This window comes from Salinibacillus aidingensis, from assembly GCF_039522525.1.
Taxonomy (GTDB): Bacteria; Bacillota; Bacilli; order Bacillales; family Alkalibacillaceae; genus Salinibacillus; species Salinibacillus aidingensis.
Genome location: NZ_BAAADO010000002.1, coordinates 159043 through 175494 on the forward strand (window position 1 = coordinate 159043; position 16452 = coordinate 175494).

13 protein-coding genes are annotated in these 16452 nt (G+C 38.3%); 5 read left to right on the plus strand and 8 right to left on the minus strand.

Translation table 11 applies throughout. From position 1 onward, the window contains the following. Nucleotides 1-10: 10 nt before the first annotated feature. The 4 genes from ABD006_RS04525 to ABD006_RS04540 form a co-directional block, all read right to left on the minus strand. Nucleotides 11-1018: a TAXI family TRAP transporter solute-binding subunit gene (locus tag ABD006_RS04525; RefSeq protein ID WP_343838095.1), complete on the minus strand. Its 1008-nt coding sequence runs from the start codon at nt 1016-1018 to the stop codon at nt 11-13. Between the two features lie 141 nt (nt 1019-1159). Next, the gene (locus ABD006_RS04530; RefSeq protein ID WP_343838097.1) at nt 1160-3124 is read right to left on the minus strand and encodes a TRAP transporter permease; all 1965 of its coding nucleotides are present in this window, start codon (nt 3122-3124) and stop codon (nt 1160-1162) included. A gap of 168 nt (nt 3125-3292) precedes the next feature. Further along, on the minus strand, nt 3293-3427 hold the full coding sequence (locus ABD006_RS04535; RefSeq protein WP_343838099.1) for a hypothetical protein: 135 nt from the start codon (nt 3425-3427) through the stop codon (nt 3293-3295). A 390-nt stretch (nt 3428-3817) separates the two neighbouring features. Then, nucleotides 3818-4750 carry a ketopantoate reductase family protein gene (locus ABD006_RS04540; RefSeq protein ID WP_343838102.1) on the minus strand — a complete coding sequence of 311 codons (933 nt, stop codon included), beginning with the start codon at nt 4748-4750 and terminating at the stop codon, nt 3818-3820. Between the two features lie 112 nt (nt 4751-4862). Here ABD006_RS04540 and ABD006_RS04545 point away from each other — a divergent pair, with 112 nt between their 5' ends. The 5 genes from ABD006_RS04545 (at nt 4863) to ABD006_RS04565 (ending at nt 10666) form a co-directional block, all read left to right on the plus strand. Then, complete coding sequence (locus tag ABD006_RS04545) at nt 4863-5039, plus strand: DUF6904 family protein (RefSeq protein WP_343838104.1); 177 nt, start codon at nt 4863-4865, stop codon at nt 5037-5039. A gap of 1131 nt (nt 5040-6170) precedes the next feature. After that, nucleotides 6171-6926, plus strand: coding sequence for a MurR/RpiR family transcriptional regulator (locus ABD006_RS04550; RefSeq protein WP_343838106.1), 756 nt, complete (start codon nt 6171-6173; stop codon nt 6924-6926). A gap of 195 nt (nt 6927-7121) precedes the next feature. Continuing rightward, on the plus strand, nt 7122-8726 hold the full coding sequence (locus ABD006_RS04555; RefSeq protein ID WP_343838108.1) for a PTS transporter subunit EIIC: 1605 nt from the start codon (nt 7122-7124) through the stop codon (nt 8724-8726). A 22-nt stretch (nt 8727-8748) separates the two neighbouring features. After that, a complete protein-coding gene (locus ABD006_RS04560) occupies nt 8749-10080 on the plus strand; it encodes a 6-phospho-alpha-glucosidase (RefSeq protein ID WP_464758216.1) in 1332 nt (443 codons plus the stop codon). Between the two features lie 91 nt (nt 10081-10171). Beyond that, on the plus strand, nt 10172-10666 hold the full coding sequence (locus ABD006_RS04565; RefSeq protein WP_343838111.1) for a PTS sugar transporter subunit IIA: 495 nt from the start codon (nt 10172-10174) through the stop codon (nt 10664-10666). Between the two features lie 347 nt (nt 10667-11013). Here the strand turns inward: ABD006_RS04565 and mmsB are convergent, their stop codons facing one another. The 4 genes from mmsB to ABD006_RS04585 form a co-directional block, all read right to left on the minus strand. After that, the gene (mmsB, locus tag ABD006_RS04570; RefSeq protein WP_343838113.1) at nt 11014-12171 is read right to left on the minus strand and encodes a multiple monosaccharide ABC transporter permease; all 1158 of its coding nucleotides are present in this window, start codon (nt 12169-12171) and stop codon (nt 11014-11016) included. A gap of 3 nt (nt 12172-12174) precedes the next feature. Continuing rightward, nucleotides 12175-13710 carry a multiple monosaccharide ABC transporter ATP-binding protein gene (gene mmsA / locus ABD006_RS04575; RefSeq protein WP_343838116.1) on the minus strand — a complete coding sequence of 512 codons (1536 nt, stop codon included), beginning with the start codon at nt 13708-13710 and terminating at the stop codon, nt 12175-12177. Nucleotides 13711-13800: 90 nt separating this feature from the next. Next, the gene (chvE, locus tag ABD006_RS04580; RefSeq protein ID WP_343838119.1) at nt 13801-14886 is read right to left on the minus strand and encodes a multiple monosaccharide ABC transporter substrate-binding protein; all 1086 of its coding nucleotides are present in this window, start codon (nt 14884-14886) and stop codon (nt 13801-13803) included. 307 nt (nt 14887-15193) lie between these two features. Next, nucleotides 15194-16324 (minus strand): GntR family transcriptional regulator, encoded by a 1131-nt coding sequence (locus ABD006_RS04585; protein ID WP_343838122.1) that lies wholly within the window; start codon nt 16322-16324, stop codon nt 15194-15196. Nucleotides 16325-16452 lie beyond the last annotated feature (128 nt).

Consider the following 16452-nt stretch of genomic DNA (forward strand, 5'->3'; position numbering starts at 1 on the left):
CAAAGCCAAATCACTCCAAGACCCCAACTTCCTGGTAATATTTTTTAGCTCCAGGGTGCAGGTTCTCAGGGTTAATTCCGTCAAGAGCTGTATCCTTGGTAAAATGTTTTGCTCTTTTAGGTATTTGATCTTCAAACTTCGGAATGTTGTCCCAGAATATCTTCGTCAGGTTGTAAGCATAGTCTTCCTCAATATCACTTCTGGCTGTCAGCATGGTAACCATTGTGTATGTCGGGATGGCTTCATCCTGTTCCTTATAGGTACCAGCCGGCAGATCTCCTGAAGCAATACCGACCCCTTTTTCTTTGATGCTCTGAAGCCTTTCTTCGTCAATAGGGATGACCTTAATGGGCTTCGTGATCTCAATTTCCTGTAAAGCGGGGATGAATGGGGCCCCGCCGCCGACAAATACATCCACATTGTTGTCTTTTAACATCGAAGCGCCATCCGAATAGTTTCCGTAAGAGATTTTACCGCCAGCTTCTTCAATGGTTTGCTCATCAATCCCATACTCCTCCACCATCTTCCAGAAGGCTACCGGACCGCCACCGCCTTTTGGTCCAAGGAAAATATGCTTATCAACAATATCCTCGATCGAATTAATGTCTTCATGGTCTGTGGTTGTCGCAATCGTTTGATAAACGGGATATAAAGCACCGATGGCAGAAATATTCTTCAGTGGCTTATCAAACCCTTTTCCACCTTCTAATGCTGACGTGAAATCAGATGTGTAGTTTAATCCCATTTGTATATCCCCTTTTTCCAGCGACTCCAGGTTAGAAGTCGAACCGCCCTCCAGCTGGGAAACATTCAAACCTGAGAAGCCATCCATGTAAACATCAACCATCACTGTCGTAATCGGATACCAGCCAGATCCCATAGGACCGCTTCCAACCTTCAAAAACTTACTAGGTGCTGTTGGCCCTTTTTCATCCGAGGACGTCTCACTGCCCCCACATGCCGCCAAAACAATGGATAAAGAAACCATCAACACCATCGATATCACTAATTTTTTCATCCTGTTCACTCCTCACTTACGATATCTTTCAATTTTCATACCTAACTCTTTTACATTTAAATCTCCACAAATATTTTTTCGGAAGTAAGCCCAAAGCTCCTCATTGGCCTTGCGGGACCTGCTCTGCCCCGCAAGACTTCGCTATCCACTCACCTGCCCGGACTTTTCCGCGGCAAAGGGACGGTTTTTTTTCTGCCAGATGATGATGAAAATCGCTAAAGTCAGACCGATCAAATCTGTCAAAAGACCCGGCATAACTAAACTAAACGCACTAGCCAGTAGGATCAGCCGTCTGACTGTGCCTAATGCCCCAAAGAGGTGATTTTCAAGCGCCCCAGCAAAAAATATACAGCTAAGAAAAGCGCTGACTAACGCAATCGCAATACGGGTGGTATCCCCTCCCTGAAGAAGCAATTCAGGATTGTAAACAAATAAAAAGGGAATTAAGAAACCACCCAGGCCTATTTTAATGGCGTAGAAAGCCGTTTTCGTTGGATTCGATCCGGATATCCCCGCTGTTGTATAAGCTGTGATTGCGACTGGAGGGGTTAAGCCAGACATTACCCCAAAGTAAAAAACGAACATGTGGGCAGCAACAACATTGATGCCCAGATCAATCAGTGCGGGCGCGCCAAGCACGGATAAAATGACATAGGCCGAAACAGTTGGCATTCCCATCCCCATAATGATGGAGGCCCCAGCAATCAGAACTAATAAAAGAAGCATTTGCCCGCCCGCAACATCAATCACAAACCGGGAAAATGTGATCCCCAGCCCGGTTAAGGATACGGAGCCGACAATTATTCCTGCAGTAGCACAGGCCGCAATCACAATCAAAGCGTTTCTTGCCCCGTTTTCCAGGGCAGCTAAAATATCAATCAGACTCATTCGGGTTGCCTCGCGAATGCAGCTTAAAATAATCGTAGCCAAAATCGCATAAAAACCTGATTTCATCGGGCTGTATCCATAAATCATTAACCCGATAATCAAGAGAATCGGCAAAAACAGATAGCTTTGCTTCAACAAAACCTGTTTCAAATCAGGCAGCTGTTCTTTAGGAATGCCTGCCATTTCCAATCGTTTTGCGTGAAAATACACCATCATCCCTGCAATAAAGAAGTAAATAACTGCTGGAATGAGCGCATAGAGAGCGATCCTGATATATGGAATTCCGATGGTTTCAGCCATAATAAATACAGAAGCTCCCATAATCGGCGGCATAATCTGACCGCCCTGGGAAGCAACCGCCTCAACAGCTGCCGAGAACCGCTTGCTGTAGCCTAATTTCTTCATAAGCGGTATGGTAAAAGAACCCGTGATTGCGGCATTGGCTGCCCCATTTCCTGTAATGGTCGCCACAAGGGCGCTCGAGCCAACCGATGACAGGGCAGGGCCGCCGGTTTTATTTCCGAAAAGACCAAAGGCAAAATCGGTAAAAAACTGTCCGCCCCCGGATTTCATTAAAAAGGATCCGAAAATGACAAACAGGATAAGGACGGTTGAACTTACGTAAATAGGGGCACTGAATATTCCCAATGTCCCGTTGAACATGTGATCAACCATCCTGTCATACCCCACTCCAGGATGTGCCAGAGCCCCGGGAAAATATCTGCCTAAGAAGATGTAGGCAAGGAAGAATACACCAATGACGGACATCAAAATCCCATTTGTTCGCCTTGTAGCCTCCAGTACGAGGACAATAAAAATCGTGCCGAAAAGGATGTCATTGTTGCTGATATTCCCCTGCCTGCTCTGAATCGCCTCTGCCCCCGTAATCATATAGAAGGCTGTTGCTAACGTTGCAAGTACGATAAAAAAGTCCAGAACACCAAACTTTTTGCCCTTTTTATAAGGGAATAAAAGAAAGATTAACAGCAGCGCCCAGATGACATGGACACTCCTTTGCTGCCACGATGACAACGTCCCAAAGCCGGCGGTATAGACATGAAAAATGGACAGTCCTATCGCAAGTACACTGATGATAAGCATGAAGATTCTTGCGAGATTCCATTTTTCTTTTCTATGTTCCCAAATCTCTTCAATAAAGGCCGGCTTCTCCTTAATTTTGGTATCAAGCTTTTGAGTTTGAGTGGTTTGGCTCTCCATTTTCAATCACCTCCAATGTGATATAGTAAGATCAAGTTTGGTTATACAAAATTTGCTGCTCCAGCCACCGCAGTTGCTGTGCTTTTTGTTTAGGCCGTTTAACAGCTTGCCCTTAATAAGTCACCAGCTATTGCAAGGAAAAATCACGCCGCTCTATTGACAGCGTTTTCATAATTGAGCCAAAAATAGCCTGAGCATATCTATAACACTTGCATCACTGGATGTTTCACTGTTTTTAAGAATATCGGTTTTACCATAATCATCTGTGACAAACACGAATTCGGTTATATTCCATTCCTTCATTGTCTATAAGTTTTTAATGATGGTTCCATTTGCTATATTTAATTAGAAACAGCACCGGTCATAAACATACACCTTCCTTTTTTCGTTTGTTTATTAATCATGCAATTTTCATGCCAAAATAACGATAACCGTTCTAAAAATGGCAAAAAAATAACTGCCGGTCGCAGTTTAGTAACAATTCAGAATTTTTATTTTTATTTAGATGGAAGCAGGTTTAGCGGATTTTAGCCTGCTCAGTTCCTTGAATGATTCAATTATAAATCAATATAATAGGATTTGCATGAATTCGAACGATTCAAGAATGATTCAAGGATTCACTTTTGAATCGGTCCTTTCCTATGTAATAAAGACTGCTTATCGCGCAGTTATGTATCTCCCCGGGAAGCGGAATTACTTCATTTTTGCAACAGGCTTATTCGTTTGATCGATGAAACTTAAAATACTATAAATGGATTGTAAGGCTGGAGCAGGCACATCCAGCAGATTGGCCTGTCTGACAATATAGCCGCACATCGCTTCCACTTCCATTTTCTTTCCACGGAGGCGGTCCTGCAGCATGGAGGTTTGATGATTTCTCGCCTTTTCCGCATTCGAGAAAATCCTGGCCTGAGTGGGCTCAGGGTCCAGAGAAATGCCTTTATGAATCGCCACATTGATGACCTCAGAGCAAATGGCTGATGCGGTGTTGTGCAAATACTTATCATCCAGAATTTGGCCAACCCGGGCACCTGCAGCGGCGGAAAGCGGATTAAAGGTAGCGTTCCAAAGTAATTTTTTCCACTTCCTTTCAAGAATGTGCCTGGATTGTACTGTATCAATACCTGCCTGATTCAACTCCTCCATAACGGCTGCACATTCATCTGCTGCCGATGAATCTAATTCTCCTATGACAAGCTTAACTCTTCCTTGCTGACGGATCCTGCCCGGAGCTTCCACAGAGGCTTGAATATACGTAGCCGCTGACAATACTCGTCCCTCGCCAAAAACATCCTCTAATATTTCTTCATTCTCAACGCCATTTTGCATCGTCAAAATAAGTGCGCTGTCCTTTAAAACATGCCTTAGCTGTTTAGCAACTTCCTCGGTATCATTGGATTTGACACAGAATAATACCAGGTCTGAGTTTGTCAGATCACTTAAACGATCCATAAATGTTCCGGAAACACGGAATTGGCCCTGCTCCCCCGTAATCCACAACCCTTCCGTCTGCATCGCTGCCAAATGATCCCCCCTGGCTAAAAACGTTACCTCATGTCCAGCGCGATGGAGCATTCCACCAAAATAACTGCCGACTGCTCCGGCTCCTGCAACACCAATCCTCATATCTATTCCTCCTATTCAAGTCTTTGGCTATGATTAGTTTAGCATGATTTGTCTGAAAATTCTATGCAATACTCTGTACACAAGAAGGTGCAGGGAAAGTTCTATCAAGCTTTTGCGTTATCTTGATTGGGATGTTGAAAAACGGGCAAAAAACATCTGGATTCTAGCCAGACGGTTATCTGAACAGGGAGATGAATATCAGACGGTAAAGAGTGAGGTGCTTGAGGCTGCAGCTGAAAACCATTGCCGGCCGGAGCAGATAGATACGATTAGAAGCGGATTATCCTGAGGAGATTGAGTGGTAGAGCACCTCTTTCATTCTAGTATTTAAACACTTCAGTAAAACATATAAAGTACTTATTATTGTATTAGTTGAGTGAGATGCCAAGGGCTCCAATCGATACGCCTTGGCCTTTCCCGTTATTTTGTTCTTGCTGAAATAATAAAATACTCTTAATGGGGTATTACGGGATATTGATGCGGAAAATCATTGCGCCCGATCAGGTATGATTTATGCAGAGTAATCCTTTAATTATTGTCCTTATTTTTTAGGATATAAAGCTCTTTTTCTATCTTATGAACTTTATCGACAATAAAATTAACATCATTAATTCTTGCTTCATTCGTTAATTCAAACTGACTGCCCAGTCCTTTTAATATTGCGTCAACAGAGTCAAATCGATTACGTACTGCTGATTTGAATTCATGCATGTCTGAATTTGAGAAGTTTTTTATGTGAGGTGTAAATACTGATAACCGATATTTATGTTTCTATCATATCGAGAACTGATGACAATTACAAAGCGGTAAAATTTAGAATTTGTAGCAGCTCTAGTGCGAAAAATGAATGACCAAGTACGGAAAGCGGAGTTTTGTCAACGATATGGTTATAAAAAAAATGAAAGATTAGAGAAGTTATAACTGTAATTGCTATTATTAGGTGAGCGGTTTCCTCTATCTATTTTATACTTTTTTCATCTGACAAGCCATATTTATTTTTGCATTGCCCATATTTGATTGATCCTATTTTTAACAAGACCCATGGCTGCGCTGTGGCCGGAATACCGGTAATATTACAGAACATATCACTTGTATCGAATTCTACTTCAATAGTTTTATCCGCGTATTTCTTAGCTTTTTAAATAATATATCCCGTAAATCACTTGATGCTGATTTACGGGATATAGCTAAAGCGGTTAGTCGCTTGCATATAGCGCAATGAAAGGATATTACCATAGGGCGGGACAGTGTACCTGTCCCTCTGTCCCTGTTTTAAAACACAATAGCCAACCGTAGCACCATTGTGCCTACTCCATACATTTTGTATAATATTAAATAATATAAAGTATATAATTTAATCGGTCTGACAACATATGAGCAATCATAGTGTACCATTTCAAAAAGAGTGAGATGACTTACGTTGATTGATATTAGTAAATTAATTAAAGGCAAAAACTTGTCTGAATTAGATGTGCAAATTTTAATGTATATTTTAGACAATATGGATAGTGTGTTAGATAAAGGTGTGCGGAAAATTGCAAAGGAAAATTACACCTCTCCTGCCACAGTTATTCGTTTATCTAAAAAACTAGGCTATACTGGTTTTATTGATATGTACTATAATCTTTTACCACTCGTAAAAGAGGTGGAAGAACAGCAGACAGACTTTTCAAAGGAATTTCCTGAAATTAGCAGTAAGGAGTTTTTTAAATTTAACAGGATGAAGGATATTGAGCAATTTATCAAATTTGTTATGAACCTCCAGCAGAAATATATTTTCATTTATGCAACCGGCTTTTCTGCTATTGCTGCTGAATACTTATATAAAAAACTTTTGGTTTTAGGCAAAAAGGCGACATTGGCAAGCGGGACAGATTCGATTGGTGTTTTTGAAAATAACTTAAATGATATTGGGGCATTGGTAGTCATATCAAAATCCGGTGAAACACAACTCGTAATCGAAAAACTTCGCACGGCAAAGGAACATGGAATTTGTACTGTGTCCTTTACGAAAGAGACAAAAAGCCAAATAGCAGATCTCTCGGATATAAATTTTAGAATTTTAGACAATAACAAATTGGACGATCGTAACAGTGCACCAAACATTTTCTTCCCCCGCCTACTTTTGATATTTGAACTCATCACAAAAATCTATTTGAATCAAAACAAATCATAATTAGTGTACAGATCTATCCACTTCCTTTAGCCTTGACAGATAACACCCACATACAATTGAACATTTCAAGTATTAGGTGAAACGTGTTTCAACTTATGAAACACGTTTTTTATCGTTCAAAAATTATATACACGTAAGCGTTTTCGCAGTACACTAACTTATGTCAACAAAAGATAGTTACTGGAGGTGGTCCATATGAAGGAGAAAGTGAAAGAATCTATGCAAAGGTTTTCAAAAGCCATGTTTATTCCTGTTCTTATATTACCAATCGCAGGTATTTTAATTGCTCTAGGAAATGTATTTACCAATCAGCGTTTACTGGAAATGGTTCCATTTTTGGATAATCCATTTACTACCGGCTTTGGATCTATCCTATCTAGCTCACTTGTTTCTATTCTAGGAAATTTAGGTCTGATTTTCAGTGTAGGGGTTACAGTCGGGCTAGCTAAAAAGGAAAAATCAGTAGCTGGTTTTACTGCCTTATTAGGATATTTAGTATTTGTAAACGCCATGAACAAATTTATGGAATTAAGCGGTTTATTAGAGGAAGCAGAATCTCTGCAAGGTACAGGACAAACCTTAGTTTTAGGAGTTCAAATCCTCGATATGGGGGTTTTCCTTGGAATCATTCTCGGTATTGTAACCGCTTATGTTCATAATAAATTTATTGATACCGATTTCAAAGGTGCTTTTCAAATATATGGCGGATCACGATTTGTATTTATAGTGTTAATTCCTGTTGTTGTAACACTTGCTGTTCTTCTCACGTATATTTGGCCGTTTTTCCAAAGCGGTATTAATAGTTTGGGAGAATTTATGCAAAGAACTGGAAATATAGGAATTTTCCTCTATGGAGCACTGGAACGTCTATTAATTCCAACTGGATTGCACCACTTAATCTATACCCCATTTCTATATACAGAACTTGGTGGTGTGGCTGAGGTTGGCGGACAGGTTTTTGAAGGAGCAAGAAACATTTACTATGCGGAAATTGCAGACCCATCCGTCTCCCGTCTATCTGAAAGTGTCATTTGGGATGCACGTGGTATTGCGAAAATGTTTGGTTTAATCGGTGCATGTTTAGCCATGTATCACACCGCAAAACCAGAAAACAAAGCAAAGGCCAAAGCTATTCTAATACCAGCTGCTTTTACATCATTCATTGCAGGTGTAACAGAACCAATCGAATTTTCCTTTATGTTTGTAGCACCATTATTATTTGTTGTTCACGCCGCACTTAGTGGTTTAAGTATGGTGACTTTAAATCTATTAGATGTGCGTGCAATTGGTCCTAATGGAATGATTGACTTTCTACTATATAATGTACCACTTGGATTCGAGAAAACAAGCTGGCCAATGTTCATTTTAGTAGGACTAGTATTCTTTGGCATCTATTATATTGTATTCCGTTTCTTAATTACTAAGTTTAATTTTAAAACTATCGGTCGTGAAGATGCTGATCAGGAAACAAAGCTCTATACCAAAAAAGAATACAAAGAAAAGAAGGCACAAGGAGAGAAAGGTACACACCCGGTTCCTCAAGGTGATACCGGAATGGCAGATGTTATTGTGAACGCTTTAGGTGGAGCGGATAACATCAATACCGTAACCAATTGTTATACAAGACTGAGATTGACACTCAAACAACCTGAATTGGTTGATGAAGCAACATTGAAAAATGAAACCGGAGCAAATGGCGTGATTGTAAACGATCAGAACGTACATGTTGTATATGGTTTACAGGTTAGCAATATCAGAAAAGACGTTGATAACTACTTAGGAATAGAAGAAGCTGAATAAGACTATGGAAAGGAAGATAACCATGAAAAAATTTTCAATCGTAATTGCAGGCGGAGGAAGTACGTATACACCAGGAATCGTTATGATGCTACTAGACAACCTTGACCGTTTTCCTATTAAAACACTCAAACTATATGATAACGATGAGGAACGACAAGCAGCGTTAGGGAAAGCACTGGACATTGTATTAAAAGAAAAAGCACCTGATATTGAGTTTTCGTATACAACGGATCCAGAAGAAGCCTTTACCAATGTAGATTTCTGTTTTGCACACATTCGAACTGGAAAATACAAAATGCGTGAACTGGACGAAAAAATCCCATTAAAACATGGAGTAGTCGGACAGGAAACATGTGGGCCAGGCGGAATTGCTTATGGATTGCGTAGTATCGGGGACATTATTGAACTGATAGACATAATGGAAAAGTACTCACCAGACTGTTGGATGTTAAATTACTCTAATCCTGCAGCCATCGTCGCTGAAGCATGCCGCATTCTACGACCAAATTCCAGAGTTTTGAATATTTGCGATATGCCTGTAGGAACCCTGCGCAGAATGTCACAAATTATCGGCAAAACACCAGAAGACTTGGATGTTCGTTACTTTGGATTGAATCACTTTGGCTGGTGGACAAGTGTGAAAGACAAAGAAGGTCATGAGTATTTACCAGAAATTCGTGATTATGTATCGAAACACGGTTACCTGACTCAAATTGAAGTAGATACACAGCATATGGATCAAAGCTGGCAGGAAACACATAAAAAAGCGAAAGACTTACTGGCTGTTGAACCAAGATTTTTACCAAACACATATTTAAAATATTACCTCTATCCAGACTACGTCGTAAAAGTAGAAGGATCAGATCCGGACTATACTCGTGCCAATGAAGTTATGGACGGTAGAGAAAAGGAAGTATTTTCTGCAGCTAAAACGATTGTAGAAAAAGGTACATCAGAGGGCAGTGAATTCAGCATTGGAAGCCATGCAACCTTCATCGTTGACCTTGCTCGGGCTATTGCCTTCAACACTCATGAGAGAATGGTGATGATTGTTGAAAATAATGGAGCCATCGCAAACTTTGATGATAATGCTGTAGTAGAAGTTCCATGTATAGTTAGCTCTGATGGTCCAGAGCCATTAAGCCAAGGAAATATCCCTGAATTTGAAAGAGCATTGATGTATCAGCAAGTGACCGTTGAAAAACTAGCGGTACAAGCTTATATCGAAGGAAGCTATCAAAAACTATGGCAGGCCTTAATTCTTTCTAAAACGATACCAAGCGCAAAAGTAGCGAAAGAAATATTGGATGACTTAATAGAAGCAAATAAAGAATACTGGCCAGAATTAACGTAATAGAGTAACTAGGCGAAAAGGTGAAACGATTCCTTTTCGCCTTTTCAACTACAATTAATAGGTGAACAATAAAACTATGGAGGCGTTATGTATGTTTAAAAAAATCTTCGGAAAAAGAGACGATAAATTAGTAAACCTTATGAGTCCCATCTCAGGAAAAATTATCAGCATTGAGGACGTACCAGATGAAATGTTCAGTCAAAAAATGATGGGTGATGGTCTTGCCATTGAGCCATCAGAAGGAATCGTAGCAGCACCAATAGTTGGAGAAATTGTTCAGTTTTTCCCAACCAAACACGCTGTTGGGATTCGTAGTGATAATGGACTTGAAATTTTGATTCACATTGGATTGGAAACCGTTTCGATGAAAGGAGAAGGATTCGAAAGCTTCGTTGAACAGGGTGATCGCGTTGAGGCAGGCCAAAAACTGGTAACCTTTGACTTGGATGCGGTAAAAGAAAAAGCCGACAGCATTATCTCCCCTATAATCATTACCAATTCAGATATGGTTGATAGCCTAACTAAAACCAAAGATACTCATGCGACACAAGGAGATACTGTGTTATTGAATGTTAAGATAAAATAACAGGTACAGGGGGGGACGGAGGGACAGGTTCCTCGTCCCTCCATCCCTTCCTTCTGGACGCCGAACACGCATAAATTCACAATTCTAACATAAGTTAAAAATATCCTATGTCTAAAAGGAATGATTAGATGATTGATAATAAAAAGAAATATATCATAAACCGCTATCTGGATCCGAGCCTAGACAGAACAGATGGTTTAATGGTTTTCATATACAAAAACAAAAACGCATAGCTAAGCCTTTTTCTTCATTTTATCCTTCCCCGGAAAATATACAAAAAAAATCCACCAATAAATAAATCAGTGGAATTTTTCTTTGTATCTTAACTTGTAAAGTTTACTATGATATTATTTATTTTTGTTCAATACATCAAACGCGACGGCTGCTAATAAAACAAGTCCCTTAATTGCCTGCTGCCAGTCAATACCTATACCCATCAATGACATACCATTATTTAAGACACCCATAACGAGCGCACCGATGACAGCTCCGAAAACTGTACCTACCCCACCAGTAAATGAAGCACCACCTATAACCGCTGCTGCAATGGCATCCAATTCAAATAAATTACCTGCTTGCGGAGTTGCTGCGTTCAAACGTCCAGAGAAAATAATTCCACATAGTGCCGATAATAAACCCATGTTTATGAATACCAGGAATTTTACTTTTTTCGTTTTTATCCCAGACAATTGAGCTGCATTCGCATTTCCACCTACTGCATAGATATGTCTTCCATAAACTGTGTTATTCATTAAGAATGTATAACCAATAACTAATAAAAATAGAACAATCAATACATAAGGAAAACCTTCATATAAAGCAAGTACATATGTGAATGAGAATATTACCGCTGTAAATAAAAGTAGTTTTAATATGAAAAGACCAAATGAAGTTACATTAAAATTATATTTTTGTGCATTTTTGCGTAGTCGCAGTTCAGTAAGAATATATAGCAATGAAAGAACAATTCCTATCACTACCGTAAACAATTGTATTCCCTCGCCACCAAAAATGTCTGGCAGGAAGGAGGAGCTTATACTTCTATAACCTTCAGGGAATGGGGCAATCGTTTGTCCATCTAAAACAACTAATGTTAATCCCCTAAAAATTAGCATACCTGCCAAGGTAACGATAAACGATGGGATATTAACATAAGCTACCCAAAACCCTTGCCATGCACCGATGATAGCACCAGCTACTAAACAAAGGAGGATTCCCATAAATACCGACATATCTAATTTGACGATCAAAAAGCCTGCAATTGCACCAATAAATGCAGCAACAGACCCAACTGATAAGTCGATTTCACCGGTTATAATAATTAACATCATTCCAATAGCAAGTACAATGATGTAGCTATTCTGCATAATAATATTCGTTATATTTAACGGTGTTAAAATAATGCCCCCCGTTAAGATTTGAAATAACAGAACAATTCCAATAAGTGCAATAATCATACCAAACCTTCGCATATTGGATCCAATAAAACTTTTTATATTATCCATTGATTAAGACCTCCCACTTTTCGTCATATATTTCATTAAAGTTTCCTGATTGATATTTTCATCATTATCAACCTCTCCTGTAATTCTCCCCTCAGCCAATGTATAGATTCGGTCACACATACCTAACAATTCCGGGAGTTCAGATGAAATCATAATAATGCTTTTACCGTTTTCTGCCAAATCATTCATAATTTTATAGATTTCATATTTTGCTCCTACGTCTATCCCTCGAGTCGGTTCATCAAATATCAAAATCTCTGGATCCGTAAATATCCATTTTCCAAGAACTACTTTTTGCTGGTTTCCACCACTCAAATTTAATGCTTTTTGAAAGATACTTGGGGTTTTTATATTAATTCTCTTTCTGATCGATTCAGCTTCATTAATCTCCTGATTATAGTTAAGGAAGTTATTTTTTGATACCTTACCTAAATCTGCTACAGTAATGTTGTTTTTGACATTATCAATTAAAATTAATCCATATTCTTTACGGTTTTCTGACACATACCCGATTCCATGTTTTATCGCTTTGCTTACATCATTCACATTGATTTCTTTTCCTTCTTTTATAGCTTGTCCGGATATTTTTTTTCCGTAGGATTTACCAAATATACTCATAGCCAATTCCGTTCTTCCAGCTCCCATTAAACCTGCTATTCCTACAATCTCACCTTTTCTTACATTGATATTTATATTATGTAATATTTTCCTTTCAGATGTAACGGGATGGTATGCTGACCAGTTTTTAACTTCAAAAACTACATCTCCTATCTCGGGATTTCTTTCAGGATATAAATTAGATAAATCACGACCAACCATTCCCTTTATAATACGATCCTCACTAATCTTGTTATCAGCTAATGATAGACTTTCAATTGTTTTTCCATCACGTAAAATCGTAATACTATCAGATACCTTGGTTAATTCCTTTAGCTTATGAGATATAAGAATGGAAGTAATTCCTTGTTCTTTAAATTCTATTAATAAGTTTAAAAGATTTTCACTATCTTCTTCATTAAGTGCAGCAGTCGGCTCATCTAATATTAGAAGTCTTACATCCTTTGATAGTGCTTTTGCAATTTCCACTAACTGTTGCTGTCCTACCCCGATATTTTTTATTTTTTCTTGAGGAGAAATATCTAAACCTACTTTATTTAGGAGTTCTTTCGTTATCGTAACAGTTTCGCTCCAATTTACGATTCCTTTATTTGCATTCTCGTTCCCTAGAAAAATATTTTCTGCAATTGATAGCTCTGGGACTAACGCTAATTCCTGGTGAATAATAACAATACCTAATGCTTCACTTTGATTAATTGTTTTGAACTCGCAGACATCACCATTAAAAACAATATCACCAGAGTAAGTTCCGAATGGATGAACCCCACTTAAAACCTTCATCAAAGTAGACTTGCCTGCTCCGTTTTCCCCAATTAAGCCGTGTATTTCTCCTTTTTTTACTTTTAAATTCACATCGTCTAAGGCTTTAACTCCAGGGAATGTTTTCGTAATTTGATTCATTTCCAATATGGTTTCAGTCATTCTATTCACACCTTTGAAATGAAAATAATTAAGATGATTTAGCGGTATCGAAAGTACCACTAAATCATCTATTATAATACAAAACTATCGTTAATTTTGTAGTTGATCTTCAGTATAATAACCTGATTCAACTAATACTTCCTTATAATTATTAATGTCTACTGAAACAGGTTCTAATAGATAAGAAGGTACTACTTTAGCGCCATTGTCATAAGTTTCTGTGTCATTAACTTCTGGTTCTTCCCCTTTAAGTACTGCATCCGCCATTTCCACTGCTTTTTTCGCTAATGCTCTTGTATCTTTAAAAATCGTTTGTGTCTGCTCACCAGCAATAATAGATTTAATAGATGGTAGTTCTGCATCCTGCCCAGTAATAATTGGCATTGGTTTATCCTCTGTTCCATAGCCAACAGCTTTCAATGATGAAATAACACCGATACTAATCCCATCGAACGGAGAGTAAACAGCATCAATTGTGTCATTAGAATAGTGAGCACTCAAAATGTTATCCATACGTTTTTGGGCTTCCGCTCCGCTCCATCTTAAAGTTGCACCTTGGTCAAATGATGTTTGTCCACTTTTTACTACTAAATCACCACTGTCTATATATGGTTGTAAGATAGACATTGCTCCATCCCAGAAGAAATAAGCGTTATTATCATCTGGCGAACCTGCAAATAGCTCAATATTAAATGGACCTTTACCCTCTTTTAATCCCAGCTTTTCTTCTAAGTATTTTCCTTGTAATACACCCACCTGGAAATTATCAAATGTTGCATAATAGCTTACGTGATCACTATTCATGATTAAACGATCATACGCTATGACAGGAATATCCTGGCTTTTTGCCTGTTCTAAAACATCCGTAAGTGCTTCACCATCAATGGATGCGATTACAAGAATGTCAACACCCTTTGTAATCATGTTTTCGATTTGTGAAATTTGGTTTTCTACAACATCCTGCGCATACTGTAAATCTACCTTATATCCAAGTTCCTCAAATTCTTTAGCCATGTTATCGCCATCTCTTACCCAACGTTCTGATGATTTCGTTGGCATTGCGATACCGACAAATTTTTGATCGCCATCACCATTGCCACCTCCAGCTTGACTGCTACAACCTACCATTGCGATCACAAGGATCAGCAATGACAGCATAAAGCCTATTTTCTTCATTTTATTCCCCCTCTGAAATAATCAATACACCTGTCGTGTAATAGAGTAGTCATTCCATAGTTAGAAAAATCCCCGGTATAGATAGCGCTTACACAAAGTAGTAAAAAATATATTAGTTCTCAAACGCTCTTCTACATTTTCACTATGGAATTCGAATATGTTCGTACAACTTACGGAACACAATCATTATATTGTACGTACATTTATTATAGTTTATAAGAATATAATTTGCAATATGAATTTTTAGAATATTTCCACCAATTTTTGTACCCTCTAATATAAAAAAAAGCCTTATAGAAAGGCTTTTTTATGTATTAATCATTTCTCGTGGATTTAAATTCTTTGTTGAGCTTCTAATAGCTATTTCTGGAGAATAAACGATAGAGTCCATTTTCGCTAAATCGTTTTGTTTACTACTCTCCTTCAAAGTAATTAAATCAATAATTGTTTTGGCAGCCTCTTGCCCCATTTTACTCTTTGGGTGAATGATGGACGTTAACTTTACTTCAGAAACGTTAGCTAAAAAAGAGTCATCATACCCAACGATTGAAAGGTCATCTGGTACATGAATTTTTTTCTCCCGTAATACATCTAAAAGCTTGATTGCAAGCTCATCATTATAACACACTAACCCTGTTGACTTATTCTGACTGGATGATAGTAATTGTTGAAGTTTCTCAGTTGGCTTCTTATCTTTTTCTGTAGTGGAGTACGTAACAATATTATTTGGATTTATTGGAATCTGGTACTTCCGGTGAGCCTTTAAGTACCCTTTCATCCTTTTAGTCCCTTGAATATCATCTGTTTTAAAAAAACCTAGTATGTCTTTATGACCTAGCTTTATTAAATGCTCTGTTTGTAAAAATCCACCTTTCTCATCATCCATTAAAATGCTAAGTGGCTCCAATTCATCATAATAGGCATTAATCATAATATATGGAATAGAAAGTCGTTCCAAATTGAGGAAATAGCTAATATTTGGATTGGAGTAAGCACTTTTTGTAGGTTCGATTATGACACCATCAAAGGATTGCGAAACAATGATTTCTAAGAGTTTTCTTTCCATTTCGTGGTCGTTATTTGTACTAAATAAACTTACTTGATAGCCCTCCTCAGTAAGTGTGGACTCTGCCCCACGTATGATTGAAGGAAAAATATAATCAGATATATAAGTGGTTATAATGGCAATATTCTTTTGATTAGAGTCAGATTTACTTTGCTGCTTACTCCGATCTGCGCAAAATGTCCCTACGCCCTGCTCTCTATATAACCATCCTTGGTTGACCAGATCTCCAATTGCTAAGCGTACCGTATGCCTGCTTACCCCAAATTGCTTCATAAGATCACTTTCCGTACCAATTTTTTGATGTGGAGTAAAAGTTCCATCTAAAATTTTGGATTTAATGCCTTGTTTGACAATACTATATTTTGTTTCCACGATGTACACCCCGATTACAGATATATTTATGCTTCGCTACTTATTCGTACAAGTATCATATCACAAAGTCAATACTTACTAAAATCTTCACTACTTTAAGAAATTTTAAAGTTCCCATTAGATAATGA